The organism is Exiguobacterium sp. s166 (assembly GCF_018618855.1).
In the GTDB taxonomy this organism is placed as follows: domain Bacteria; phylum Bacillota; class Bacilli; order Exiguobacteriales; family Exiguobacteriaceae; genus Exiguobacterium_A.
Genome location: NZ_JACSMU010000002.1, coordinates 189,900 through 212,827, shown reverse-complemented (window position 1 = coordinate 212,827; position 22,928 = coordinate 189,900). Strand labels below are relative to the sequence as shown.

Annotated in this window: 26 protein-coding genes; 12 read left to right on the top strand and 14 right to left on the bottom strand. The window is 46.5% G+C overall.

Translation table 11 applies throughout. The features are described from left to right. Positions 1 to 27: 27 nt before the first annotated feature. Both KNP93_RS05525 and KNP93_RS05520 read right to left on the bottom strand, forming a co-directional pair. Positions 28 to 921: an SH3 domain-containing protein gene (locus tag KNP93_RS05525; RefSeq protein ID WP_188005321.1), complete on the bottom strand. Its 894-nt coding sequence runs from the start codon at positions 919 to 921 to the stop codon at positions 28 to 30. A 417-nt stretch (positions 922 to 1,338) separates the two neighbouring features. Continuing rightward, entirely contained in the window at positions 1,339 to 1,536 is a 198-nt protein-coding gene (locus tag KNP93_RS05520; protein WP_131502967.1) for an aspartyl-phosphate phosphatase Spo0E family protein, read from the bottom strand. A 214-nt stretch (positions 1,537 to 1,750) separates the two neighbouring features. On the opposite strand from KNP93_RS05520, the gene KNP93_RS05515 reads away from it, so the two are divergent. Both KNP93_RS05515 and KNP93_RS05510 read left to right on the top strand, forming a co-directional pair. Then, positions 1,751 to 2,449 carry a cytochrome c biogenesis CcdA family protein gene (locus KNP93_RS05515; protein ID WP_026828727.1) on the top strand — a complete coding sequence of 233 codons (699 nt, stop codon included), beginning with the start codon at positions 1,751 to 1,753 and terminating at the stop codon, positions 2,447 to 2,449. Positions 2,450 to 2,464: 15 nt separating this feature from the next. Continuing rightward, positions 2,465 to 2,947 carry a CcdC family protein gene (locus tag KNP93_RS05510; protein ID WP_114596177.1) on the top strand — a complete coding sequence of 161 codons (483 nt, stop codon included), beginning with the start codon at positions 2,465 to 2,467 and terminating at the stop codon, positions 2,945 to 2,947. A 32-nt stretch (positions 2,948 to 2,979) separates the two neighbouring features. Here KNP93_RS05510 and KNP93_RS05505 read toward each other — a convergent pair whose 3' ends face one another. After that, complete coding sequence (locus KNP93_RS05505; RefSeq protein WP_026828725.1) at positions 2,980 to 3,405, bottom strand: DUF2621 family protein; 426 nt, start codon at positions 3,403 to 3,405, stop codon at positions 2,980 to 2,982. Between the two features lie 92 nt (positions 3,406 to 3,497). Between KNP93_RS05505 and KNP93_RS05500 the strand changes: the two genes are divergently transcribed. Then, positions 3,498 to 3,821, top strand: a complete 324-nt coding sequence (locus KNP93_RS05500) for a hypothetical protein (protein ID WP_114596175.1) — start codon at positions 3,498 to 3,500, stop codon at positions 3,819 to 3,821. A gap of 39 nt (positions 3,822 to 3,860) precedes the next feature. On the opposite strand, the gene KNP93_RS05495 is transcribed toward KNP93_RS05500, so the two are convergent. The 3 genes from KNP93_RS05495 to KNP93_RS05485 all read right to left on the bottom strand — a co-directional run bounded on the left by KNP93_RS05495 (position 3,861) and on the right by KNP93_RS05485 (position 6,725). After that, entirely contained in the window at positions 3,861 to 5,162 is a 1,302-nt protein-coding gene (locus KNP93_RS05495) for a VOC family protein (RefSeq protein ID WP_214853835.1), read from the bottom strand. Positions 5,163 to 5,185: 23 nt separating this feature from the next. Beyond that, positions 5,186 to 6,199 carry a hypothetical protein gene (locus KNP93_RS05490; RefSeq protein ID WP_131502965.1) on the bottom strand — a complete coding sequence of 338 codons (1,014 nt, stop codon included), beginning with the start codon at positions 6,197 to 6,199 and terminating at the stop codon, positions 5,186 to 5,188. A 91-nt stretch (positions 6,200 to 6,290) separates the two neighbouring features. Continuing rightward, positions 6,291 to 6,725: an RrF2 family transcriptional regulator gene (locus tag KNP93_RS05485; RefSeq protein WP_251138675.1), complete on the bottom strand. Its 435-nt coding sequence runs from the start codon at positions 6,723 to 6,725 to the stop codon at positions 6,291 to 6,293. 147 nt (positions 6,726 to 6,872) lie between these two features. Between KNP93_RS05485 and KNP93_RS05480 the strand changes: the two genes are divergently transcribed. Next, complete coding sequence (locus KNP93_RS05480) at positions 6,873 to 7,673, top strand: hypothetical protein (RefSeq protein WP_214853832.1); 801 nt, start codon at positions 6,873 to 6,875, stop codon at positions 7,671 to 7,673. 135 nt (positions 7,674 to 7,808) lie between these two features. Here KNP93_RS05480 and KNP93_RS05475 read toward each other — a convergent pair whose 3' ends face one another. Together KNP93_RS05475 and KNP93_RS05470 are read right to left on the bottom strand one after the other, a co-directional pair. Next, complete coding sequence (locus KNP93_RS05475) at positions 7,809 to 8,102, bottom strand: hypothetical protein (RefSeq protein ID WP_214853829.1); 294 nt, start codon at positions 8,100 to 8,102, stop codon at positions 7,809 to 7,811. Positions 8,103 to 8,441: 339 nt separating this feature from the next. Next, positions 8,442 to 9,689: an MDR family MFS transporter gene (locus KNP93_RS05470; RefSeq protein WP_131502961.1), complete on the bottom strand. Its 1,248-nt coding sequence runs from the start codon at positions 9,687 to 9,689 to the stop codon at positions 8,442 to 8,444. 398 nt (positions 9,690 to 10,087) lie between these two features. On the opposite strand from KNP93_RS05470, the gene KNP93_RS05465 reads away from it, so the two are divergent. From KNP93_RS05465 to KNP93_RS05455, 3 genes are all read left to right on the top strand, one after another. Then, a complete protein-coding gene (locus tag KNP93_RS05465; RefSeq protein WP_131502960.1) occupies positions 10,088 to 11,674 on the top strand; it encodes a peptide chain release factor 3 in 1,587 nt (528 codons plus the stop codon). 121 nt (positions 11,675 to 11,795) lie between these two features. Then, entirely contained in the window at positions 11,796 to 12,278 is a 483-nt protein-coding gene (locus tag KNP93_RS05460) for a general stress protein (RefSeq protein WP_251138674.1), read from the top strand. 122 nt (positions 12,279 to 12,400) lie between these two features. Further along, the gene (locus KNP93_RS05455; RefSeq protein WP_214853826.1) at positions 12,401 to 13,486 is read left to right on the top strand and encodes an MBL fold metallo-hydrolase; all 1,086 of its coding nucleotides are present in this window, start codon (positions 12,401 to 12,403) and stop codon (positions 13,484 to 13,486) included. A 235-nt stretch (positions 13,487 to 13,721) separates the two neighbouring features. On the opposite strand, the gene KNP93_RS05450 is transcribed toward KNP93_RS05455, so the two are convergent. After that, a complete protein-coding gene (locus KNP93_RS05450) occupies positions 13,722 to 14,960 on the bottom strand; it encodes a purine/pyrimidine permease (RefSeq protein ID WP_214853823.1) in 1,239 nt (412 codons plus the stop codon). 106 nt (positions 14,961 to 15,066) lie between these two features. On the opposite strand from KNP93_RS05450, the gene KNP93_RS05445 reads away from it, so the two are divergent. Together KNP93_RS05445 and KNP93_RS05440 are read left to right on the top strand one after the other, a co-directional pair. Further along, a complete protein-coding gene (locus KNP93_RS05445) occupies positions 15,067 to 15,885 on the top strand; it encodes a LysR family transcriptional regulator (RefSeq protein ID WP_131502956.1) in 819 nt (272 codons plus the stop codon). 59 nt (positions 15,886 to 15,944) lie between these two features. Further along, positions 15,945 to 17,135 (top strand): RNA-splicing ligase RtcB, encoded by a 1,191-nt coding sequence (locus KNP93_RS05440; protein WP_026828712.1) that lies wholly within the window; start codon positions 15,945 to 15,947, stop codon positions 17,133 to 17,135. 21 nt (positions 17,136 to 17,156) lie between these two features. Here the strand turns inward: KNP93_RS05440 and KNP93_RS05435 are convergent, their stop codons facing one another. Continuing rightward, complete coding sequence (locus KNP93_RS05435; protein ID WP_026828711.1) at positions 17,157 to 17,648, bottom strand: GNAT family N-acetyltransferase; 492 nt, start codon at positions 17,646 to 17,648, stop codon at positions 17,157 to 17,159. 109 nt (positions 17,649 to 17,757) lie between these two features. Here KNP93_RS05435 and KNP93_RS05430 point away from each other — a divergent pair, with 109 nt between their 5' ends. The 3 genes from KNP93_RS05430 to KNP93_RS05420 are packed head-to-tail and all read left to right on the top strand — an operon-like array spanning position 17,758 to position 19,278. Further along, a complete protein-coding gene (locus KNP93_RS05430) occupies positions 17,758 to 18,252 on the top strand; it encodes a cysteine hydrolase family protein (protein WP_026828710.1) in 495 nt (164 codons plus the stop codon). A gap of 54 nt (positions 18,253 to 18,306) precedes the next feature. Next, positions 18,307 to 18,477: a hypothetical protein gene (locus KNP93_RS05425; RefSeq protein WP_160168617.1), complete on the top strand. Its 171-nt coding sequence runs from the start codon at positions 18,307 to 18,309 to the stop codon at positions 18,475 to 18,477. A gap of 39 nt (positions 18,478 to 18,516) precedes the next feature. Continuing rightward, positions 18,517 to 19,278 (top strand): hypothetical protein, encoded by a 762-nt coding sequence (locus tag KNP93_RS05420; protein WP_131502953.1) that lies wholly within the window; start codon positions 18,517 to 18,519, stop codon positions 19,276 to 19,278. 82 nt (positions 19,279 to 19,360) lie between these two features. Here the strand turns inward: KNP93_RS05420 and KNP93_RS05415 are convergent, their stop codons facing one another. The 4 genes from KNP93_RS05415 to KNP93_RS05400 all read right to left on the bottom strand — a co-directional run bounded on the left by KNP93_RS05415 (position 19,361) and on the right by KNP93_RS05400 (position 22,401). Beyond that, entirely contained in the window at positions 19,361 to 19,903 is a 543-nt protein-coding gene (locus tag KNP93_RS05415; RefSeq protein WP_371819870.1) for an NADPH-dependent FMN reductase, read from the bottom strand. Between the two features lie 78 nt (positions 19,904 to 19,981). Beyond that, positions 19,982 to 20,965, bottom strand: coding sequence for a ring-cleaving dioxygenase (locus KNP93_RS05410; RefSeq protein WP_131973091.1), 984 nt, complete (start codon positions 20,963 to 20,965; stop codon positions 19,982 to 19,984). A gap of 58 nt (positions 20,966 to 21,023) precedes the next feature. Continuing rightward, positions 21,024 to 21,458, bottom strand: coding sequence for a MarR family winged helix-turn-helix transcriptional regulator (locus KNP93_RS05405; protein WP_131502950.1), 435 nt, complete (start codon positions 21,456 to 21,458; stop codon positions 21,024 to 21,026). A 205-nt stretch (positions 21,459 to 21,663) separates the two neighbouring features. Beyond that, positions 21,664 to 22,401: an alpha/beta hydrolase gene (locus KNP93_RS05400; RefSeq protein ID WP_214853817.1), complete on the bottom strand. Its 738-nt coding sequence runs from the start codon at positions 22,399 to 22,401 to the stop codon at positions 21,664 to 21,666. Positions 22,402 to 22,928 lie beyond the last annotated feature (527 nt).

Sequence of the window (22,928 nt, the reverse complement as noted above, 5' to 3'; positions counted from 1 at the left end):
CGCCCGGCAGGTTGTTTGTGTTTAAAATTAGTAGACAGTAACAGTGACGTTTTGACGTCCCCAGTTGAGTGCTTCTTGTTGTGAACCAACGAGAAGGTCAAGTTTGTTACCTTGGATAGCGCCGCCACGGTCAAGTACGATGGCTTCACCGATACCAGAGATGTGCATGCGTGTACCAATTGGGTATTGAGCTGATGCTGCAACGATACGCATACCATTGTACGTGATCGTGTTTGTAACATCATAACCGCTGGCAGTCAATGCGCGACCGTTGTAAAGGCGGCTACCGTTATTTGATGGATCAGTTGTGTACGCTGTAACGTTCATTGTTACTTTCGTACCTGATTTTGCTGCTGTTGTTTGTTTTGTTGCTACAGCTGGTTGAGCTGCTGCTTTTGGAGCTGCTTTAGCAACAGGTGCTGCTGGAGCTTTAACAGCTGGAGCTTTTGCTGTTGAACCTGCTAAAGTTGTATAATCGCTGTGTACGTAACGAGTTTTTCCGTCGATTGTTGTTTTGATCCAAGCACCGACTTTGCTTTCTACGTTAACGGACTGGCCTTTATACAAGTTGCCAACGTCTTTAGAGTTTGTAGTAGGTTGCGTACGAACGTTTAATACTGCCGTAGTGACTGTAGCTTTTTTAAAGTCGAATGAAGAACCGGCTGAAGTGTAAGCACCGTGTACATAACGTTTTTGGCCATTGATGTTTGTTTGAATCCATGCACCAGAACGTCCTTCGACATTTAATTTTTGACCTTTATATACGTTACCTACATCCGCTGATGCCGTAGTAGGTGCTGTCCGTACATTTAATACCGCTGTATTTACTGTTACCGTCTCTGAGGCAGCCTCTGTCTCTTGGGCGAATCCTACTGATAGAGCCGTTGCTGCAAGACCTGCAGCGAAAACTGCTTTTTTCATTATTGATGTCCTCCTGACATATGCTGTGTTTACTGTTCCTACTTTACACGGCAATTCAGGGTTGTGCGTTTACAGGTCAGAGTCATTCAAGTTACAAACCGGGCTAGTATGACAAACAGATTGCAAAAATGCATGTTTTGTCACGTCTAGGTCATAATGCTTGGAAAATTAAAGGGGAAGTAGGACTTTAGGCATGGTAAAGAGGAAATATTCTAATTATTCACCTAACTAAAGACTCAAAAAAAGAATCGGATGAAGAAAGTAAAGAAAGAATTAAAGATTTTTTAAAACATAAAACAAAAAAACGCATTATATAGAAGAAACACGAAAAAGCCGCTGACGAATACCATACGTCAACGGCTTTTACATCAGGCTATATGGACGACTGTCGTGTTGTTGCGACAACAAAACAATGTTTTATCCTAAAACAGATTCGTTCGTACGGGAAGGATACGTGTACTTCTGAACGAAACGGGAGTATTCCAGTAATAATAAATCCAGTTCATGACTCAGTTTCAACACATGAGGGGAGGTGAAACTAGACCGATCCGCTTGATGATACAGTTCACTTCGTTTTGCCTCGATTGCTAAAGTCAATAGATGTTGGCTTGTCATAGGATCCTCCCTTACATTGATGTCATATCCATATTCTAGCAAGTGGTTTCTGGCAGTGCAACGACATTTCATCTGTTTTGAGGAAATGTAATTTTTTTGTAATTTCAGTTGTCATGAATCTTTTTAATCTTTCGGAAGATAATAGGTGCTAAATGTCGATTAGTTTGGCAAAATAGAGAAGGAACTTCTTCTTAATTAGAAAGGAGCTGCTGAAATGGAGCTCTCGCTTTGGTTAGCGTTTGGTGCAGGGTTATTGTCATTTGTCTCACCTTGTACGCTTCCGTTATATCCGGTGTTCCTCTCATACATTACCGGTGTTTCTGTAACGGACTTAAAAGAAAAAGGGGTCAGAGAAAAACGGTCACTGTTGCATACAGTAGCGTTTTTGGTTGGATTTGCAATGGTCTTTGCTGTTCTTGGCCTATCGACTTCCTTATTAGCGGATGTTTTCATTACCTACCGTGACACATTGCGGATGGTCGGCGCGCTCGTGATTTTCGTATTTGGTGTGGTATTGCTTGGATTGTGGCAACCGACATTCTTGATGCGTGAGAAAAAACTCAATTTAGGTGAACGAAAGGGCGGGTACATCGGTACGATCCTTGTCGGAATCGGTTTTGCTGCCGGATGGACACCATGTACGGGTCCGATTTTGGCAGGTGTCATCGGACTGGCAGCGACGAACCCGAGTCAAGGCATGTTGTATATGCTGTTTTATGTGCTCGGATTCTCGATTCCATTTTTATTGATGGCCTTTTTCGTCGGTCGTTCGAGATTATTCGTTCAATACAGTTTAAAGATGACAAAATTCGGTGGAGCATTGATGATGTTGTTCGGAATCGTCCTGTATTTTGACGGACTCAGCGCATTTGCTGCATGGATGAGTGATATCGTAGGATTCACTGGATTTTAACAAGGAAGTGATGGGATGATTTGGGTATCAACAGGGGTTGCGCTCGTCATGGGTTTACTGATCAGCTTCATTCGTGTCAAAGCTTCGGCTAAACCGACGAACGCTAAAAAAATCTTAATCCCGCCCTTCGCCATGTCGACCGGGATGCTGCAGTTTTTATATCCGGCATCACGTCTGACCTGGACGGAAGTGGCAGAAGCGTTATTGATCGGGATGATCTTCAGTATTTTTTTGATCAAGACGTCTAATTTTTACGAAGCCGAAGGACAAATTTATTTGCAACGGTCGAAAGCCTTTTTCATCGTCCTGTTCGGGATTCTGATTGTCCGGACCGTCGCGAAGTTTGTCATCGGCGGGCAAATTGATATTTTTGAGACGGGCGGAATTTTTTATCTCGTCGCCTTTGGGATGATTGTGCCTTGGCGGATTGCGATGTACCTGAAGTATAAGCAGGTTAAGTCGGGAATCGTTCCGGTCAAACATTTACCGCAAAACTAAAAGGAAGGATTCTCGCGAGAGAGTCCTTCCTTTTAGTTTTGGAAATAAAGTTCGTAATCCCGCCAATCGATGGCGTGTTCGCGTAAGGCTTTTTTCAAGAATTTATGATCCCGTTTCGGTGTCGCAGAAATATAGCCTTTGACGACCAGTTCGGACGTCATTACAGATGCGCGTTCTTCCAGTGCGAACTGACCGATCCGTCCCGCGATCTTTCGGCGTGCCACATCCCGAAAAGCAGCCGGAACAGGCATAACCAGTGCATTTAATAAATCAAGTGTTTCATCCGTCCATAAATGGCGGGTCTGATCGATGTATTCATCTTCCCAGTCCATCATCGATTTGCCGTCTTCTTTCGGAAGTTTCTTTAGGAACTTCCGAAACATGAAGAAACCGCCAATCGCCATCAATGTGATCATGATAAAGCCCCAGAGCAAAATTCCATTCATGAACCATGCCATCCGTGACTCATCCCCCTTTCAACATCACTTATACATTAGCATAATTTTTTTTGTCATGCTATGATAAATGACGGAGAAAGTGAGGCGGAACGATGTTACAACCTTATGTACAATTGGATGAGTCCGGACGACCTCAAAAAGGTCTGTTGCCGGAGACAGCGGACGGTCGTGTCGTCGAATTTTATTACGATACGAACGGAACGGACATCACGGTCGTATTCGTGACGATTCCGGTTCAGGATACGAGCCGGAAGCGGGCGTTCACGGTCGGAAAAACGTTTAAGACGATTTCGACGCTCGAGGACTTTACATTGGTACGATACGACTTGACGGACCATAAAATCCTCGCGACACTCGAGATGTTTGCCGATGGATCGAAGCGTCAAATTGATGCTTCGAGATTGCTCGACTATTAAAGAAGGAGGAGACGCGGATCGCCGCGACTCCTCCCTTTTTTAATGTTGAATCGAAATCATGTCGTCTTCCATCGAGACCTTCCCGCCGATCGGGAAGGTGAAGAGCGGCATCGTATGACCGAAGTCTGCTCCGGAGATGACCGGAATCGATGAGAGAGCAGGGTACAGGCTGACCAGATAACGCAGGTGTTCATCTGTCATCTGAGTTGCGAGCTGAAAACGACCAAAGACGATTCCTCGAATTTGATCTGCCCCGGGCTGTGCCATCAAAGAAGTAAAATCACGGGCAAATGTCGCCGGATGGACTTCGTAATCATCTTCAAGGAACAGGATACTGTCACGTAAGTCCGGGAAGTACGATGTACCTTGTAACAGATTTAACGTACAGAGGTTTCCGCCAAGCAGACGTCCTGTCGCAGAACCGGACGACAGGACGACAGGTCCCGGATTCGAAAGCGTTACATTTTTTCCTTCGTGCTGATCATGCCAATTGACACTCGGCTCAATCAGCGTCGTTCCGCTTTCGAATAAAAACTTCACGAACGACTGTAACGTATAGGCATCGCGGGAGGCGAGTGCGCGTAACATCGGTCCGGAATAGGTAACGAGTCCGCTTTGCGTCAGGAGTGCCTGACTAAGCGCCGTAATGTCGGAAAAACCGCAGAGAATCTTCGGATTGTTCCGGATTAAATCGTAGTCCAGCCCGTCCAGCAATTCATTGGAACTAAATCCACCACGGACACATAAAATCGCATCAATCGATGGATCGGCGAACGCGGTGTGGAGATCGTCCAGGCGGCATGCAGGATCACTCGAACCAAACGGATTCAAGGCCCGGGCATGTTGACTGATCGAAACCCGTAAGCCAAACGATTCCAAAACCGTAATTGCCTGATCGAGGATATTTGACTCGACTGTCGCGAGACTTGAGGCCGGTGCGAGCAAACGAACGTGGGAACCGTTCGTCAGCCGTTTCGGGACGATAACGGGAATTTGCTGTTCAATGCATTCAATCCGGTTACCGAACGGGTCATTTGTAAACAAACGTCGGCGTGGTGCCAGGCGGTCATCAAACTGAACAGGGTATCCGTCAGTCTGTAACCGGTTTGCCAAGTCATCCAGATGCGAAAAGGTCAGACCCGGATGCGCTTTTGTAGCAGGATGAAACGGCTCTTCGATACCGAGGTGAAGCAAGGCAGCGTGCGATTCAAACCAGACACCACCGCTTGCTTTGACACCGGACGGTTTGTCAACTTCCTTCATATGTAAAAGCCCGGCATAAAAAGCCCGAGCCTGTTCTTCCGAGTTTCTTGGGGCAGCTAACTGTACATGATCTAACATTCTGACACGTCCTCTCAAGAAAATTAAACGATGAATTCTGTGACCCGTTTGAGTTCCCGTTCGACGAAATTCAAATAAAAATGTCCGTCAATCCGTCGATCCAGTTCCTGGGCGACTTCGTAAATATTGGAGCGCAGTACTCCGAGATAGGCAACTTCGGCATGACGCGCAGCACGGTAGGACGCTGCATAGTGGGCGAGCAGGAATTGCAGGTAACCACGGTCCGTCAATAATGGAATCAACTGTTTTTTCTCTTCCATCGACCAGACGTACTTGTCGTCGTAATACATTGCGGCATAGAGGTGGTACGGTTCATCGCCGCCCGTAAAGAGCGGTTTAACCCGTTTGACTTCTTGGATCAATCGTTCCGTCCAATCAAACCGGTCTTTCTTCCGACTGATGAATAACGGAAGGATAAACGGATGGGCTTGATCGGGCATACGCGAACAGCCACGCTCATGGCGGATTGCGGCATACAGTAACAAGGCCCGGTCTTCGTAACCGCGTTCAATCGCATACGTCATCCGGCTGAAACCTTCGCAAGACGGGCAGTCACTTAATTCATCGGACGGAGCGTCAATCCATTCGGAAAGATAGTGGTCCGCCTGTTCTTCGTCACCGAGTTTGCTGTAAATCATAAAGCCGATATAATCCCGTGTCCGGGCAAAGCCGTGAGTGTCACAAAAATCAACGAACCGGTCAAAGTCTTCTTCTAACAAGGCAACAGGCATATCCTCCTGTTCGGCTGCATAAATTAAATAGGATTTATAATTCCAGTACAGGTCAAGTTCCTGTTTAGGGGTTAATGTCAATTCGTCTTTTCGGACCCAATCCATCAAAAGGGAAAAGGAAACTAAAAAAGAGCGGAAGTGACCCAAATCGAATTGGTTTTGAGAAAACGTCCATAAGGCAAGGGGACGGAGTGTCGCATCAGTCGTGTCTTCAAAAATGGTCCAAAGTGATTCACCACGTTCGAGTGACGGATCTGCCTCTTTTAAACGGAGATATAAAGTGTTGAGTTCTTCGTGAGGGTTCATCTGTACCCCTCCTTTCTTATATGAGTATACCACGCACGGATTCAGATGACGTCACGGATGTCTGTCGACAAAAAAATGATTCCGCCCACGATTAGTCGCGGCTCGGAATCATTTCAAGGATTTGTCGATGTGTGGAACTCGTTGGATGAAGTAAATCATTTATCGTGTAACTGTTCAAGACTTGATGAAACGCAGCAATCGCGTCATCAAAAGCGTCGCGTGCAGGGTCTAAAGAAGGGAGCTCGGACATCCCCTCGAGTGGATCTAAAAAGTGAGTTGTTGGTTCAAACAATTGCACTACGTCACCGATATAAATTTCATCCGGCGGGCTTGCCAAACGGAATCCGCCACCTCGACCTCGAACAGAATGAATCAATCCATTTTGTCCTAACCGATAGACGACTTTCATCAGATGATTTTTTGAAATGTCGTAACAGTCCGCTACTTCCTGAATTCGGACCAATCGATCAGAGTTTGCCCCGGCAAATAACAGGGATCTGATTGCATAATCCGTATAACGTGTCATGCGCATTTTCCTCACCTACTTACCTACACATCTTAGAGAAGTTTAATAGGAAGTACAAGTTTGAATGTGCATATCTAAAGATGCATTTTAGAGATTGAATTTAAAGAAAAGGTCGGGCATAATATACGAGGAAAGGTAGGTCATGTCATGCATTTTGATCAGGCATTACATTTATTACAATCGATCGGACCACAAGTGGATCAAAACGGCTTACGAATTGCCAGCCGTTTTTATAAACAGTTGGAAAATAAGTATAGCGCAGAACTGCAGGAAATAGGAAGTCTCGAGCTTCCATCGCAAAGTTTTGAGCTCCGGATCCTCCGATTGGCTCAACTTTTAAAACATGTCACGCATCAACATGAATCCAGTGAACTGTTTAAAATGGTCTTATTAAATGAAATCAGGCAAACCAAATCTTTTATCCTGACCTATCCGGATATCGTCAGTACCGAGATTGTCGAGGCGGTCAGAGTGGAGCTTGGATTGTCATCGACGGACCCGGTGCTTGAAGCCTGGCGGATTGTCCATCATCAATTAGTCGAGACGTGTCGCCATTTTTGCAAATATAAGCAACAAGGTGACTGGTCTCGTCTTAGTGTCCTGCTCGTCGCGGAAGGGCATCATCTGGGTGCTATCATCGATGAGGCGCAATATGCGCTGATGAGTGGACGGACAACGACGATTTTACATGTCCGGACAACAAAACCGTCTTCAAAGAAGATGTTGTCAGATCTTAATTCACTCACAAAACAGGGCTTAATTTTTCATAGCATTCAGAATGAGGGATGGGACGAAGAAATTGAAAGTTTCCTGGAACTCATTTCAATAGACGATCCAATCGTTTTCGTGAGCGGCTCGAGTCGATTCATTGCCGAAGTACAACGAACGTTAGAACCTCTGCCCGTTATATTTGGTCCATTTGTTGCGGACGGTGTGTTGCCATCTTGATGGTGTTAGAAAATCAAGTCTGTCTTTTGGAACATTCGAAGCAGAAGCCATTTCCTACATGAGCTGTTTCGGGTTCCGGAATGCTTTGAATGTATAATCAATTTTTTCTCAGATAGGAACAGACCACATATTTTGTCAAACGATCAGGAGGCAATAACGTGTCAGGGAAGTGAACGGGGCTTTTGTCATATAAACATGCGTATAGGAGTCATCAAACGTGATCAAGGCAGAGACAAGATGAGCCCGGATATGGCGACAAGAATGGCTTCGTCGTTGTGGTGTAATCAATTCGTCCCGATTGGAATCGAAGTCTAATAACAGCTGGAGCGGCTGCTCCGTAAAAATCGTAACCTGACAGCGAATCCCGACTCGTTGATAGTAATCGAAGATGCACTGGCGAACGGATAGCGCTCTTTTATGGGGAATCATATGCATCGTCTCTCCCTTAACCCGGAACTGAAGCATCGCGATTCCTACGTTAATGTCCCGATCCTGACACTCCCACTCCCACCACGGAAGCAGTGGGCTTTCTGGCCTTAAATTCTGTAAAGGAGTTCAATTCCTGCTGTGGAGAGTAAATATCTCCACGGAAAACTTGTAAAATAAATACTACTATTTAATCATCAATACCCTTTCTCCTCCTCGAATATCATATAGGACGAAATTCCTTATCAAATCATATACATACGAAAACCCCAAACCGGATACTTTTGACGAGTGTCTGGTTTGGGGTTTCTATATTAAATGAGTAAAAAAATCTACTTTAATTTATGCGGATTGAGACAACCGTTTCGCGCGTTGGATCGAGCGATCAAGCGCGAGATAAACAAGTCCGGACAGACAACAGGCGAGTCCGACACCGGCAAGTGCATATTGTCCGTTTCCGGAGTCAAGGAACAGGGATCCGAGGAGCGGCGCCGTCACACCACCGATTAGCCACTGGATACTGGCGGCACCGTTATACGTTCCGCGCAAATGTTCCGGTGCAATCAATGCGATGAATGTCATCTGGACCGGTGACATGATCATCTCACCGAGTGTATAGAGGGCGTAGATGAACAGTAAAATCGTGACGAGCACGATATAGCCGGTTCCGAGTGAAAACAGATAAGACGGAATGAACGCGAGTAAAATCATCCCGAGTCCGAAGATGCTCGCCCCGAGTAGCATGACTTTACCGAATGCTTTACCGGACAGGCGGGCAGCGACCGGGAACTGGAACAGGACGACCATGATGCCGTTCAGTCCCATCAGGTACGGGAACGGATTTTTATCGTTCGGCAGTCCCGGTAACGCTTCCTTCAGGAAAACCGGCAACATGCTTTCGACGAGAGCGAAGCCCATCGAGATGAAGACACCGGCGGCGATGAAAATCACGAAAACATGATCTTTGCGCAGGACAGTGAAGGCTGAGAGTTTCGGCTCATCCTGCGTGTGTTCGATCTGATCCGGCTTTGTTTCCTGGATGAAGATCAACAAGACGAGTGCATACAGGAAAAAGACGGCGGCAGCGGCATAAAAGATCAGCGACCGGTCGACGAACAGAACAGCACTTCCGATCAACGGACCAAACGCAGCCCCGACATTATGTCCCATCCGGAGTAGTCCGAATGATTCGTTGAGCCGCTCCGGCGGCGTGACATCGGCGACCATCGCGCTCGCTGCCGGGTGGAACAAGGAGTTCGTCAGACCGAGCAAGGCGTTCATCAGTAGTAAAGGCCAAAATGAATCAGCGAACGAGAAGCCGATCAACGCGATGACATCGCCGACGATCGAAATGACCATCAGCGGTTTACGTCCGTACAGGTCGGCGAGATAGCCGCCAAGGAACGAACCGAACAGGGACGTGATTGGGCCGGTCGCCATGATGAGACCGACTAAAAAATACGAATCGAGCTGTTCCGAATAATAAAGAACAAGAAATGGTGCAATCATGAACATCATGACTCCGGTAATCGTTTCCCCGACGAACCGGATCCAAATGTTACGGTCAAGCTGTTTTAGTGCAGTAAACATAAACAAAACCCCTTATATTTCCGTTTTTAGACCATGAAAAAGACGGATACGCACAAATATGGGCATACCCGTCCTGATATAAGAGGGCAGCATGTACGTATACGCATACGTACACCCTGCTTAATTAGAAATTAAACGATTGGGTGACGTACAGTTGTAGCCAATACGTGAATCGATGGTTGCTGATTAAATGATTGTGACATTGTACGTCTCCTCCTTTTTGTAATAGTAACTTCCTCGTCATCGTATAGAACATGAGGCAGGATTGTCAATATGAAATCTGAAAATTAAGTCAACAAAGTGAAATGGACGAGACTGCGAAAATTCGGTATGATAGACTAGTTGCGAAAAAGTATCTGTATCGAGGTTGAATATATAGGTGAAAGGAATTAATATACATGACAAAACTACTTCAAACCGAAGTCGAGAAACGCCGGATCTTCGGCATCATCTCCCACCCGGATGCCGGGAAAACGACATTAACTGAAAAATTCTTGCTCCACGGTGGAGCCATCCGCGAAGCCGGATCCGTCAAGGCACGGAAAAACTCGAAATTTGCGAAATCCGACTGGATGGAGATCGAAAAACAACGGGGAATCTCCGTTACGTCCTCGGTCATGCAGTTCGAATACGATAAAAAAATCGTCTCGATCATGGATACACCGGGTCACTCCGATTTCGGGGAAGATACGTACCGGATCCTGACAGCCGTCGACTCGGCGATCATGGTCATCGATGCCGCGAAAGGGATTGAGTCTCAAACGAAAAAACTGTTCCAAGTCTGCCGGATGCGCGGAATTCCGATCTTTACGTTTATCAACAAGATGGACCGTCAAGCACGTGATCCGCTTGAATTAATGGAAGAACTCGAAGAAGTCCTCGGCATTCCATCGGTTGCCGTCACATGGCCTGCGGGATCCGGACAACAGTTCGAGGGTGTCTATGACCGTGTCAACGAGAAGTTCCACTGCTTCAAGAACGACCGTCTGACGATTGATCTCGGTGAAGAAGGACTGGCAAACGATCAGTTGGCATCGACGATCAACAATGAAATGTACGATACGTTAGTGGATGAAGTCGATTTACTCGACGGAGCGGGAAATGAGTACAATGAAGAACTGATTGCAAAAGGTGAATTGACACCGGTATTCTTCGGTTCTGCCTTAGTCGACTTCGGAATCACACCATTGCTTGAGCATTACCTCAACTTGTCCCCGTCACCGACACCACGTGAGTCGAACAAAGGACAAATCGAGCCGGCACAAGAGTTCTTCAGTGGTTTCGTCTTCAAGATCCAAGCGAACATGAACCCGAACCACCGTGACCGGATCGCCTTCGTCCGGATTTGTACCGGAAAATTCGACCGCGGGATGGAAGTCGTCCTGACGCGGACCGGCAAAAAGATGAAGCTGTCGCAATCGACACAGTTTATGGCGGATGAGCGGGAAACGGTCAACGAAGCGTTTGCCGGCGATGTCATCGGATTGTACGATTCCGGTAACTATCAAATCGGTGATACGATTACGAACGGTGATCCGAGCCTGCAGTACGAGGCCTTGCCGACGTTCGCACCGGAACTGTTCCTGAAAGTCTTTACGAAAAACGCACTAAAGTCCAAACAGTTCCAAAAAGGTGTCGAACAGCTCGCACAAGAAGGAGCCATTCAAGTCTATAAGACGGAATACAACGAAATCATCCTCGGCGCGATCGGACAACTTCAATTCGAAGTCTTCGAACACCGTCTCAAAGGGGAATACGGCGTAGACATCTTAAAAGATGCGGCAAACTTCCAAGTTGCGAAATGGGTCAAGGTAACGGAAATCAGTGAAGTCAAGAAGTTGACGGATTCGCGGACGGTGCTTGTCTATGACCGTTGGGAAAACCCGGTTCTCTTGTTTGCCAACGATTTCGTCTACGAACGATTCGTTCAGAAAAACGACGGTGTCATCACACTCGTCGACTCACCACAATTACTCAAAGACTAATCTGTTAAAACGTATCTTCCGGTTCACTGGAAGATACGTTTTTTTCGTTTGGAGATGCAAAAAGAAGGGTAAAAATGGAGGTCTGTGAATTCATATCTCTGTGAGAGGAATGGTGTTGACGATGGCGAAAAAATTTGTTGGTATTTTTCATGATGAATCGAGTTTACATCAAAAAATGCAAGCACTAAAACAGCAAGGACATAAGGATTCTGATTTTTCAGTAGTGGGACGGGACGATGCAACAGATGAGACATCTGGTGCGTCCTGGATCGATCAAGTCAAATCGAAGTTCAGCCATGAGCCGCCGCTTCGGGAAACACTAAAGCGGGTCGGTCATTCCGATGATGAAGCGGAACGCCATTACCAAGAAGTCGAGCGGGGAGGAATCGCATTGTTCGCAAAAGACCGGCACGATGAACATGACCATACACATGATCACAATCACGACCATGATCACGACCATTTACATGATCATTCTAACGATGAGAACGACCGTCACGGCGGGAAAGTCGCAAATCCGGGCATCAATGATTATGAATCAGATCGTACAGATGATCATGACAAGAGTGACCGTTCAAAATGGAAGGCTGACGATGTAGATTAATCGAACTGGACGTGAAGCTGAGTTTTTCAGCTTTGCGTCCTTTTTTGTGAAAGTGAAGTTTGTTCATTACCGTTTTGAAAATCACCGGTGCTATACTGAACGTATCAAAGAGGTGAAGAAAAATGAAAAAAACAGTAGCAGCACTAGCCGGTCTCGGCGTTCTCGGAGCGGTCTTCATGACCCGTTATCCGTTGTTCGGCCGCCGACCATCGAAAACAGATCAACAGCGTTATGCCCGTTCGACTCAGTTTTCGAACGGAAAATTTCAAAATGAACTGCCGTTCCAATTAAAAATGGAATGGGAGACGATGAAAAGTATTTTAAAAGATTACGGACGGGAATTGCCGTTGTTAAAACCGGTCAAACCGTTGCCGGTCGTTCCGTTTGAACGCCGGACGGACGGAACCGAACCGCGCGTGACGTGGTTTGGTCACTCGGCCTTTTTACTGGAGCTCGATCAGCAGACGATTTTCTTTGATCCGATGCTCGGTCGCGCCCCGTCACCGTTCCCGAAATTCGGAGGCGGACGGTTCCAGACGACGGCTCCGGTCGATCTCGATGCCTTACCGCCGATCGATCTCGTCATCTATTCGCATGACCATTATGACCACTTGGACTATCATTCGGTCCTGGCGTTAAAAGACCGGGTCGGGCAATTTATCGTCCCGCTTGGTGTCGCAAGCCGTTTAAAAGGATGGGGTGTGGATCCGGACCGGATTACCGAACTCGATTGGCATGAATCCATTGAGATGAACGGTCTTCGCTTAACGGCAACACCGGCCCGGCACTATTCGGGACGAAACGGTCTCGATCAATTTTCGACACTTTGGGCATCATGGGTGCTTGAAGGGTCGAAGAAAGTCTTTTTCAGCGGAGACAGCGGTTACGGGCCCCATTTCAAGGCAATCGGAGAACAATATGGTCCGTTTGACTTAACGATCATGGAATGCGGGCAATACGATACCCGTTGGTCGAACTCACATATGTTGCCGGAGCAGACACTTGCTGCGCATCTCGACGTTAAGGGAGACGTGATGATTCCTGTTCACTGGTCGGCCTTTACGCTGGCGTTCCACCCGTGGTTCGAACCGGTCGAACGGGTGTTGAAGGAAGCGAAAAAACACGACGTGCCGGTCGTAACACCGATGATCGGCGAAAGTGTCACCGCTGCAAGTGAGACCCGCAGATGGTGGCGTGAGGTACGGTGAAGTTAAGTTAAGTGAAACTCGTCTTATTTTCCCGTGCTTTCCTCAGGCTGGTTTGTCTCTGACAGCGCAAAAAGCAAGCGCTCTTTCCCGTAGGAGTCACGTGAAAAAGCCGGTGCTAAAAGAGATAGATCGTGTCTGAAAAAATAAATTACCGTGTTCTGAAATGATCAGGAAGAAAAAATCCCCACTTTGTCGCATTTTGCGAGAAAGTGGGGATTTTACTTTGAGATACAGATCAACTGGCAAGCCGTTCCGATTTAGCATCACGTCGTGAACGGAAACGTTCGATGACTTCAAAACCGAGCACAAGCATCGTGCCGATCAATAAGCCGTTACTGAAGAACGGACGTAACGTCAACGGCAGGATTTCCGCCAGGACCGTTGATTGTAACAAAATACTGATTCCGATGACGGCACAAATCGCAAAAGCATGTTTCCGGCGGCTCGTCGTCATGCTGCTTTCAGCGGACTGCCAGGCAATCAGGAACATGTGCGGTAACGTCGCAAGCAGAGCGGCGCTGGCCACACTGCGCGGCAACGTCGCGATAATCCCGATGATACTCGGGAAAAAGCCGATCAGGGCAATGACAAGGGAGGCAATCAAAAACGGTCGGCGTTCCTTACTTCCCGTCTGAGCGATGAAACCACTCGTAATCGGCAATGGAACCGGGACGAGCGTCGAGAACGTCGCCGCAATCAAGTGAATGATCCCTTCCACCGTCAGCCCCTGATTCAAGGCCCCTTTTTTCTGAATCGTCGCTTCGACGGCGCTGAGCGCAGCAATCAGGTTGACGATTAAAAGAATCGCAAATGGAATCGCAACCAAAAAAGCACTGCCGTCAAATTGCGGCATCCCGAACGGTAAAGCCGTCGGAACGGCGAAGATACCGGACGCTGCCGGCAACGACGGACGGCTGACCAACCAGCCGACGACAATTCCGATCATCAAGGCGAATGGCCGGAGACGTGTCGGACCAAACTGGCTGAGTCCGAGCACAAGCAGGAACGTCAGCATTCCGGCGAAGCGTGTTGCTTCAACGGCGAGAACGGCACCGAGCATGACGCCGGTCAGTTGAATACATAATAAAAGCAAAAACGTTCCGCTGACGAGCGGCGTAAAGACCGGTAATAAAAAGCGGGTCCATCCCGTCAACCCGAGGAAAATCAAGACAACGCCGGCAATGACGACCGCGGCCATCGCAATCGTGAAGGCGGTCTTTGAATCGACCGGCAACGCGGCGATGACAACAAAGATACTGACCCATGAACCGGCCGGACCGGATACGATCGGTAACCGGTGACCAAACGTTCCGTGAAGGAAACAGGCGATTCCTCCAACAAAGAAGGATCGTTGAACAAGTGCGGCCGTCTCGACGCTTGAGAGGTCAAACAGGCTCGCGACGACGATTGGCAAGGCAATCGTGTTGGCTAATAAAAAAATGATCCACTGGACCGTGGACGTCGTACGTTTCACAAAAATCGTCTCCTTTGAAAATCGCTGATTTCAGCATCATATCATATGATTGATGTTATGATTCATACATATTTATGACTGAAAACATATGAAAGAGATGATGAAGATGGATTTACGCCAATATCGGTATTTTTGTGCAGTTGTCGAAGAACAATCGGTCACGCGGGCGGCAGAACGTTTGCGGATGGCCCAACCCGCTTTGACGCAACAGATTCGGAAAATGGAAGAGTTGCTTGGGGTGCGGTTGATCGAACGGGCAGGGCGCGGCATCCGGATCACGGCAAGCGGCGAGCGGCTGTATGAACGGGCCGTCTCCTTGTTGCGTTACGAAGCGGAAACCCGGATTGAAGTCAGTGACATTAAGGAAGGACGAGCCGGGATTTTACGGATTGGTGTCAATACGTTGTCTGCCGGTCGACTGACTGGCTGGGTTCAAGAGATGAAACGACGGCATCCCCGGATTACGCTTCAAATTCATCAGGGAGAGTCGGGTGTATTAATTGACCGTCTGAAGGATCATGCGATTGACGTGGCACTTGTCCGACTGCCGATCGATGCACAAGGCGTCACGATCGAATGGATGGAGGAAGAACCGTTTTATCAAGTTCGTCATCCGGAATTTGCGGACGCCGACATCATCATTCCGAGTCAGGAAGGACTTGGTGTCTTTCAGACGCTCAGCCAGCAGTTCGGAGTCGTCTCGCAGGAAACCTGTTCCGACGTCTTGACCTTGATTGGACTTGTTCGTTGCGGGCAGGCGGTGACGCTGTTGCCGGAAAGTACACTTCGCGAGCTTGATATGACAGGACTGGTTCAAGAACGGTTACCGGACGCGACGAGTACGACGGCTATTGTCTGGTTGACGGAAGATGGTCAGTCGGCACTGATGCAACAGTTCCTGAAGATTGTTCACGAACGAGAATAAATTGTTAAAAAAGGAATTTTGTAGGATAATTAAAAAGGAATACATAGGGGGATGACGATATGAAGACGATTCGCGGAAAATACGGTGAAGCGAAGATTTTTACCCACAACGTCGATGACATGACGATTGAGCAGGTGACAGGCATGCTGAATGAAAATATTGCCGTCGACGGGAATGTCCGGATTATGCCCGATTGTCACGCCGGCAAGGGGTCGGTCATTGGAACAACGATGCGGATTCACGATAAAGTTGTCCCGAATCTCGTCGGTGTGGATATCGGTTGCGGGATGTTATGTACACAGATTACACGAAACGACACAGCCGGCATCGACTATGACAAACTGGATGCGACGATTCAGGAACTGGTGCCGAGTGGCATGTCGGTCCGTAATCAGCCGCACCGCTTGTCGGAACAGATTCCATTTGATCAAGTATTGGCACCGTTTAACGAAACACGCGCCCGGTTATCGATCGGCACGTTAGGCGGAGGAAATCACTTTATCGAGCTGAATACGGACGAGGAAAACAATCTGTATCTCGTCATTCATTCCGGCAGCCGGAACCTCGGGAAAACGATTGCCGAGCATTATCAAAAGCTGGCGGAAAGCTCACAATTCACTGTCGATACAGAAACAATCGTCGCATCGCTGAAAGAACAGGGACGTGAACAAGACATCCAATCGACTTTGGTCGAGTTGAAGAGTCAGTTCAATGAAACAAATAAAGATTTGGCGTACGTGTCCGGTTCCGATATGGACAACTACCTGCATGACTTAAAAATCGCCCAACGCTACGCGGCACTGAACCGTCAAGCGATGACCGACGTCATTGTTGAAGCGATGGGCTGGTCGGTCACGGAACAGTTCGATACGATCCATAACTACATCGATCTCGAGCAGATGATTCTCCGGAAAGGTGCGATTTCAGCGCAAGCCGGTGAAGTCGCCATCATTCCGATGAACATGCGCGACGGTTCACTGATTGTCAAAGGAAAAGGCAATCCGGACTGGAACTATTCGGCGCCACACGGAGCAGGACGTATCATGTCCCGCTCAAAAGCCTTCAAATCAGTGGACTTGAAGGAATTTGAGGAGACGATGCAGGAGGTCTGGTCGAGTTCGGTCGTCGAATCGACGCGCGATGAGTCACCGTTTGTCTACAAACCGATGGAAGAAATCATCCGAAACACAGAGGACACGGTCGAGTTATTAAAAGTCATCAAGCCGCTTTATAATTTTAAAGCGAAATGATGGGACGAAGTACGAATAATATTACTGGCAGATGAACTGATGACTGTCTTGGTCGCAAATCCCTGTCGTGAACCCGGCTGTTAAGAGAACGGACTGTGAGGCACGGTTATCAGGTGCGGTATAGGCACAGACCTGTCTGACCTTCATGTCCTGCAGTCCAAAGCGGGTAACTGTTTTGACGGCTTCCGTCATGTAGCCGTGGCCCCGAAAGTCCGCTTTGAGTACATAACCAATCTCGGCGATGTTGTTTTGGTAGCCTCTGCAAAAACAACAATTGCCGATGAATTCGCCGGTCGACTTTAAATACAGTCCCCACGTGATGCCATCCCCGTTGAGGTAATCAAGAGCAATTTGACTCAAAATCCGGACGACGTCGCGACTATTTTCTGCCTGTTGCCCGTCATAGGCCGTAATCTCAATCATTTGGTTTGCTTCGCTTAACCGGATTTCCCTTAACAGGAGCCGTTCGCTCGTCAGTTCAGGAAAGACGTCAAAATAGTATTTTTCTTTCACGGGGCATGCCTCCTTTAATTTGTTTCTTATCTCAAGTGTACGTTATTCGATTGGAACCGGAAACATTCATCAGAACGAAAAATCCGTTTATTCATCAGGAGGAACTCACATGTCCAAAAAAGCTTTAGTCGTCATCGATATTCAAAATGACATGACAAAAAACTACAAAGAAGTCATCGGGACCATTAATCAGTCGATTGACTGGGCAGTCGAACAAAACATGCATGTGGTCTATATCCGGCATGAGAATTTATCGGCTGGAACCAGAACGTTTAAAACCGGAACACGCGGTGCCGAGTTGGCACCTGATTTAAAGATTGTGTCGGATCACATTTTTACAAAATATAAGGGGAACGCCTTAACAAGCGAAGATTTCGCAGCATTCATTGCGCAACATGACATCACCGGCTTTTATCTGACCGGCGGAGATGCGACGGCTTGCGTCAAATCGACGTGCTTTAATTTACGTAAACTGGATTATGACGTGACGGTGATCACGGACGGCATCACAAGTTATGACAAAAAGAAACTGCCGGAAATGATTGAATACTACGCGAAAAAGGGCAGTGACATTGTTCAATTCAATGACTTAGCTCGTAATTGACTGGTACTTTTGAACAGAAAGCATCATGAATCAGCTTGAGAGGAATGGAGTAACGTGAAATTAATTTTGATGGGAATCAGCATTATTTTGTTTGGAATTGCGCTGATGGTCGGCTTTAGCTCGATAGGATTAAATGACGTGTTGGGTATTAAAATTGGAATGACAGTATCGTTTGTTGGGTTACTCGTTACGTTCATGGACTTTTTTATCAGCGTGAAGCAATAAGCTAGAGGTGTGCACAGCAAAGTAAAGGAGGTTTTTAACATGAGAAACGTAGTTAAAGTATTGACTGTGTTATCTGTATCGTTATGTCTGTTATTGACAAGTTATCCACCAAATGAAGTCGCGGCAAAAACTAAAAAAGAAACGCAGCACGATATCTTTAAAAAGCTGAAATTGAATGCCTCGATGACGAGTGTTGCGGAAGTCATGTATGGCAAGAACTATAAAAAACATCTGTGTGACCGCTCGGAGGATGAGGTGAAAGTTAATCTTTTATGCAGTGGTGAATTGAACGATTCCAATACATACGATAAAAGCGGGAAGCTAAAATATTTGAAGTATGAATTTTATCTTTACCCAGATTCAAAGGTACCGAATGAATCGGACAATCCGGATGAAATGACGTTCCAAACCGTTCGCATGTTGCTTGTATTTAAGTCGAAAGAGCAAAGTAAGCAGTTAAAGCTCGTTGAAAAACATTGGTTTGACTCATCCGCTGTCAATTCCAAACGTGTCTATAACGATCAAAAGATTAAAAAAGGCATGACGAAAAAACAGTTGGATGCGGTGATGACGGGAACAGGAATCGGGAAACATGAAAGAGTCTCGTATATCGACTATTCGAAAGTCGGGAAGCAATCCGGTAAACAACAACCTGTTTTTCCAAAGGCGTACAAGACGTACTCGTATTCCATTTTGAATCAGAAAGAGAATGTCCTGTATTACTTCGAGACAAAGTACAGTCAAACGAAAAAAGAGTACGTCGTTTCGTATGTTGATACGTGGACGGAAGATAACGAATAAAACCAATGAGAGAACTCCCCAATGAAGGAGTTCTCTCATTTTTAATCTCTATTTCAAACGTTTTTTAAGGGAAATGGAATAATCAGCGGATCGTTTTTAAAGCACCGGCCCAAGGAATGACCTGGTCGAGCATTTGGTTGACGGAATCTGCCTGAACGGGTGCTGCTTTTAATACAGCTCCATTCTCAAAGTCAGTGAACAGCGAGAGGGCAGGGTGGACGCGGACGTCTGCAATCAACAATTCGCCCAAAATCCCGCGTAAATGTTCTGCTGCCCGGGCACCGCCGACTGAACCATACGAGACGATACCGGCTGCTTTGTTATTCCACTCAACACGAAGGTAATCGAGAGCATTTTTTAAGGACGCGGAAATCGAGTGGTTGTATTCCTGTGTGATGAACACAAATCCATCCTGAGCGGCAATCGCTTCAGACCAGGCAGCTGCACCGGATGCATCGCCGTCTTTTTCACCGAGCAACGGTAATTTGTAATCGGCGATGTCAATGATTGTATAGTTGGCATCTCCGCGTTTGTCCGCGAGCTCTTTCACCCAATTTCCGACTTGTGGGCTTAAGCGGCCTTCACGTGTTGATCCCAAAATGATTCCAATGTTTAACTTTGCCATGTTCGTTTCCTCCTCTTGTTGTGGTGTTTCCTTTGAACCAAATAATTTACTGAATAGACTCAAGTGAATTCCTCCGTTTTATAGGTATTCTTTTTCGATGGTCCGCGTGCTGCGGACGGTATCAATCGGACGGACCGTTTGTTCGATTTGCTGGCGTTGCGACTCGAGGAACGGTGGCAAGGACAATTTCTCTCCGACTGTTTCATACGGTTCATCGCCCAGGAAGCCGGGACCATCCGTTGCCCATTCGAACAGAATACCTTGGGCGACGCGTGCATACAACGACTCGAAGAAGAAGCGGTCCACGTAGCCGGATGTGTTGAATCGTAAGTTTTGCATGCGGCTGATCCATTCATTTAAAGCAGCTGTATCTTCGACTCGGAACGCAACATGGTGAACGGTACCAAATCCTTGCTGTCCACTTGGAAGGAGGAGGTTATGTTCGACGATGACTTGCGCGCCGTTTCCGCCTTCGCCCATTTCAAACAGATGCAGGGATCCGGCTTTATCGATTTCCCGCATCAGCATCGCTTTTTCCAACACTTCTTTTAACCGGTCAAATTCGGCAATCCGGATGTGAATCGGACCTAAGCCGGTGATCGCAAATTCTAATGGAACCGGACCGTTTTGCCACGGAATGCCGGATGCAATGCCTTCGTTGTGTTCATCCGAAATCAGCATGTACTGTTGATCATCAAAATCAACGAACGAGAGGGTCTTTTTACCGAATTGTTCTTTAATGCCGCGATGCTTAACGTCATATTTGTCAAAACGTTTGATCCAGTAGGCAAGTGCTTCGTCCGTCGGCACGCGGAAAGCGGTTTTGTAGATTTCGTTTGTGCCGTGGGTTCCTCTCGGGATGCCCGGGAAATCAAAGAATGTCATATCGGTACCGGCGGATCCTTTGTCGTCGGCGAAGAATAAATGGTACGTCTGAATGTCATCCTGATTAACTGTTTTCTTGACTAAACGCATGCCTAATACGTTTGTGAAGAATGCATAATTTTTCTCTGCACTGCTCGTGATGGCTGTTACGTGGTGGATTCCTTTTAATTCGTTCATATAAATCTCTCCCTTAGTCTTTTTTTATCTCGAATTCGAGATATATCGTTAAAATTTTTTAATGGTTTTGTGCCTGATAGCCTATTTTTTTAGCGGTCTTAATAAACGATTCGATTTCCGATGGATCAATACCTTGGAAAACCTGATTAATTGCTTTTTCATGTTCCGGAAAAATCGTATCCATTAAGCTTTGACCTTCTGTGGTGAGTTCCGCAAATGTCACACGCCGATCCTCCGGACATGCTTTGCGGGCGACGTAATTTTTTTTTTCGAGCTTATCGATGACATAGGTGATGCTGCCGCTCGTAATCAATACTTTTTTCCCGATTAGTTGAATTGGCTGCCTTCCTTTGTGATACAGCAACTCGAGTACGGAAAAATCTGTCGGATTTAGTCCGGACTTCGCAACATCCTGTTTAATGACTTCATGAAGCGCGTCGACTGCACGTACCATGACAGTCAATGCTTTTAGGTTCGGATTCGGCTGTTCCATTTCGTTCACCTCTTTTTATCTTCAGTTCATATATCTTTAATTCGAGATAAATATATCATCTAAATTTTGGTACGTCAATCGTTTTGATTGGTTTCTGATTGCAGGCAGTTCATTTGTCTAATGCCTGATATGGATTGGATTAATGCAGCAGTATGAAAAGAGGCAACCCGCAAAGTCCGGGCTGCCTTTAGAGTGGGTAAACGTTTTACCAGTTCAGTTTATTTAAAAACGCAAGAATGTCTTGATTGACTGCGTTCATGTCTTTTCCTAACGTCATTAAATGTTTTGAATTCGCATATCCTTTTATCGTCTTTTGATCCGAAGCTACGCTTTCGAAAATCGTTTCGGCACTCGTCTTGTATGAGGAATCATCCATTTCCCCGTACATCACGCAAACAGGAGATACTACGGAGGCTAAATGGTCTCGCGTCCGGTTAATGAGTTGTTCGAAGTCGGTCAGCGATTCAAAAGGCAGGAGATCCAGTTCAGCCATTTCAGAGGCAATCTGTGGGTCCTCTTTTCCTTCGATCTGTTTATAGCGCTTGGCGTAATAAACGATTCGTTTCTTTAGGACGGCTGCTTCTTTATCCATCGGTACGGACAGAGTGACAACACCTTTTATCTGCAACTCCTGTGCCGTTTTTAAAGCAAGAACACCACCCAGTGAGAGACCGACGACCGCTATATGTTTAAATTCTTTGTCTTTCAACAGCTGATAACCGTCGAGAACATCTTGCCACCAGTCGGCTGGTCCGTAGTTCAGAAGTTCTTCTGCCGATAAACCGTGTCCACTCAGTATCGGAGCGTAGCAGGAATACTGATTTTGTTGCAAATAGCGGCCAAGCTTTTTCATATCATTCGGATTGCTGGTGAAAGAGTGTAAAAGCAGAACAGCTCGTTCGCCGCCTTCGTAATAAAAGGGTTTCGGGGGTAAAAATTTCATAGAAAGGAATTCCTCATTTCATCGTAGTTCTCATTTTTATGGATGTACGTCAGTTCGCCTTCACTTCATAGTCAGTTAAGATGGTATTACCGATAGTGGTAAGCATCTCTGAGTTAACAAAAGATTTTACTAGAAAAAGCAAGTTATCTGTGCTGAGAACGGGATTAATCATCAGTGCTTTTTGTTCAAAAACAAAGCGATTTCGATCATAATGTATGATCAAGTCTTTTAACTCGCGTAAGTCATTCTTTGAGAGATCAAACAGGATGACCGCTTCGTGTATCGTCGTATTTTCGAGTGCATCTGGATTTAAATTTCCGAATAGAGTCAGTAACGTACGATTGTGAAATTTGAGCTTTTCAATTTCCTCTATACTAATTTGTTTTTCATTACTTAATTCCCTCTTTTTTAATATTTTATAAAAAAGGATTACACTAAAAATAAGTCTATAATTTTGGTTCGAACGAAATTGAATACACGATTACAGGGAAAGGTGAACGACTCATTAAACGAAAAAAAGTAACGGG

What these genes read in the sequence shown, in the direction of transcription:
- KNP93_RS05475 (WP_214853829.1), bottom strand. Translation starts at nt 8,102, where the DNA reads ATGATTCCCCATAAAAGAGCGCTATCCGTTCGCCAGTGCATCTTCGAT.
- KNP93_RS05525 (WP_188005321.1), bottom strand. Translation starts at nt 921, where the DNA reads ATGAAAAAAGCAGTTTTCGCTGCAGGTCTTGCAGCAACGGCTCTATCA.
- KNP93_RS05445 (WP_131502956.1), top strand. Translation starts at nt 15,067, where the DNA reads ATGGATTTACGCCAATATCGGTATTTTTGTGCAGTTGTCGAAGAACAA.
- KNP93_RS05520 (WP_131502967.1), bottom strand. Translation starts at nt 1,536, where the DNA reads ATGACAAGCCAACATCTATTGACTTTAGCAATCGAGGCAAAACGAAGT.
- KNP93_RS05510 (WP_114596177.1), top strand. Translation starts at nt 2,465, where the DNA reads ATGATTTGGGTATCAACAGGGGTTGCGCTCGTCATGGGTTTACTGATC.
- KNP93_RS05405 (WP_131502950.1), bottom strand. Translation starts at nt 21,458, where the DNA reads ATGGAACAGCCGAATCCGAACCTAAAAGCATTGACTGTCATGGTACGT.
- KNP93_RS05515 (WP_026828727.1), top strand. Translation starts at nt 1,751, where the DNA reads ATGGAGCTCTCGCTTTGGTTAGCGTTTGGTGCAGGGTTATTGTCATTT.
- KNP93_RS05455 (WP_214853826.1), top strand. Translation starts at nt 12,401, where the DNA reads ATGAAAAAAACAGTAGCAGCACTAGCCGGTCTCGGCGTTCTCGGAGCG.
- KNP93_RS05460 (WP_251138674.1), top strand. Translation starts at nt 11,796, where the DNA reads ATGGCGAAAAAATTTGTTGGTATTTTTCATGATGAATCGAGTTTACAT.
- KNP93_RS05415 (WP_371819870.1), bottom strand. Translation starts at nt 19,903, where the DNA reads ATGGCAAAGTTAAACATTGGAATCATTTTGGGATCAACACGTGAAGGC.
- KNP93_RS05495 (WP_214853835.1), bottom strand. Translation starts at nt 5,162, where the DNA reads ATGTTAGATCATGTACAGTTAGCTGCCCCAAGAAACTCGGAAGAACAG.
- KNP93_RS05420 (WP_131502953.1), top strand. Translation starts at nt 18,517, where the DNA reads ATGAGAAACGTAGTTAAAGTATTGACTGTGTTATCTGTATCGTTATGT.
- KNP93_RS05400 (WP_214853817.1), bottom strand. Translation starts at nt 22,401, where the DNA reads ATGAAATTTTTACCCCCGAAACCCTTTTATTACGAAGGCGGCGAACGA.
- KNP93_RS05440 (WP_026828712.1), top strand. Translation starts at nt 15,945, where the DNA reads ATGAAGACGATTCGCGGAAAATACGGTGAAGCGAAGATTTTTACCCAC.
- KNP93_RS05505 (WP_026828725.1), bottom strand. Translation starts at nt 3,405, where the DNA reads ATGGCATGGTTCATGAATGGAATTTTGCTCTGGGGCTTTATCATGATC.
- KNP93_RS05470 (WP_131502961.1), bottom strand. Translation starts at nt 9,689, where the DNA reads ATGTTTACTGCACTAAAACAGCTTGACCGTAACATTTGGATCCGGTTC.
- KNP93_RS05500 (WP_114596175.1), top strand. Translation starts at nt 3,498, where the DNA reads ATGTTACAACCTTATGTACAATTGGATGAGTCCGGACGACCTCAAAAA.
- KNP93_RS05410 (WP_131973091.1), bottom strand. Translation starts at nt 20,965, where the DNA reads ATGAACGAATTAAAAGGAATCCACCACGTAACAGCCATCACGAGCAGT.
- KNP93_RS05480 (WP_214853832.1), top strand. Translation starts at nt 6,873, where the DNA reads ATGCATTTTGATCAGGCATTACATTTATTACAATCGATCGGACCACAA.
- KNP93_RS05485 (WP_251138675.1), bottom strand. Translation starts at nt 6,725, where the DNA reads ATGACACGTTATACGGATTATGCAATCAGATCCCTGTTATTTGCCGGG.
- KNP93_RS05490 (WP_131502965.1), bottom strand. Translation starts at nt 6,199, where the DNA reads ATGAACCCTCACGAAGAACTCAACACTTTATATCTCCGTTTAAAAGAG.
- KNP93_RS05465 (WP_131502960.1), top strand. Translation starts at nt 10,088, where the DNA reads ATGACAAAACTACTTCAAACCGAAGTCGAGAAACGCCGGATCTTCGGC.
- KNP93_RS05430 (WP_026828710.1), top strand. Translation starts at nt 17,758, where the DNA reads ATGTCCAAAAAAGCTTTAGTCGTCATCGATATTCAAAATGACATGACA.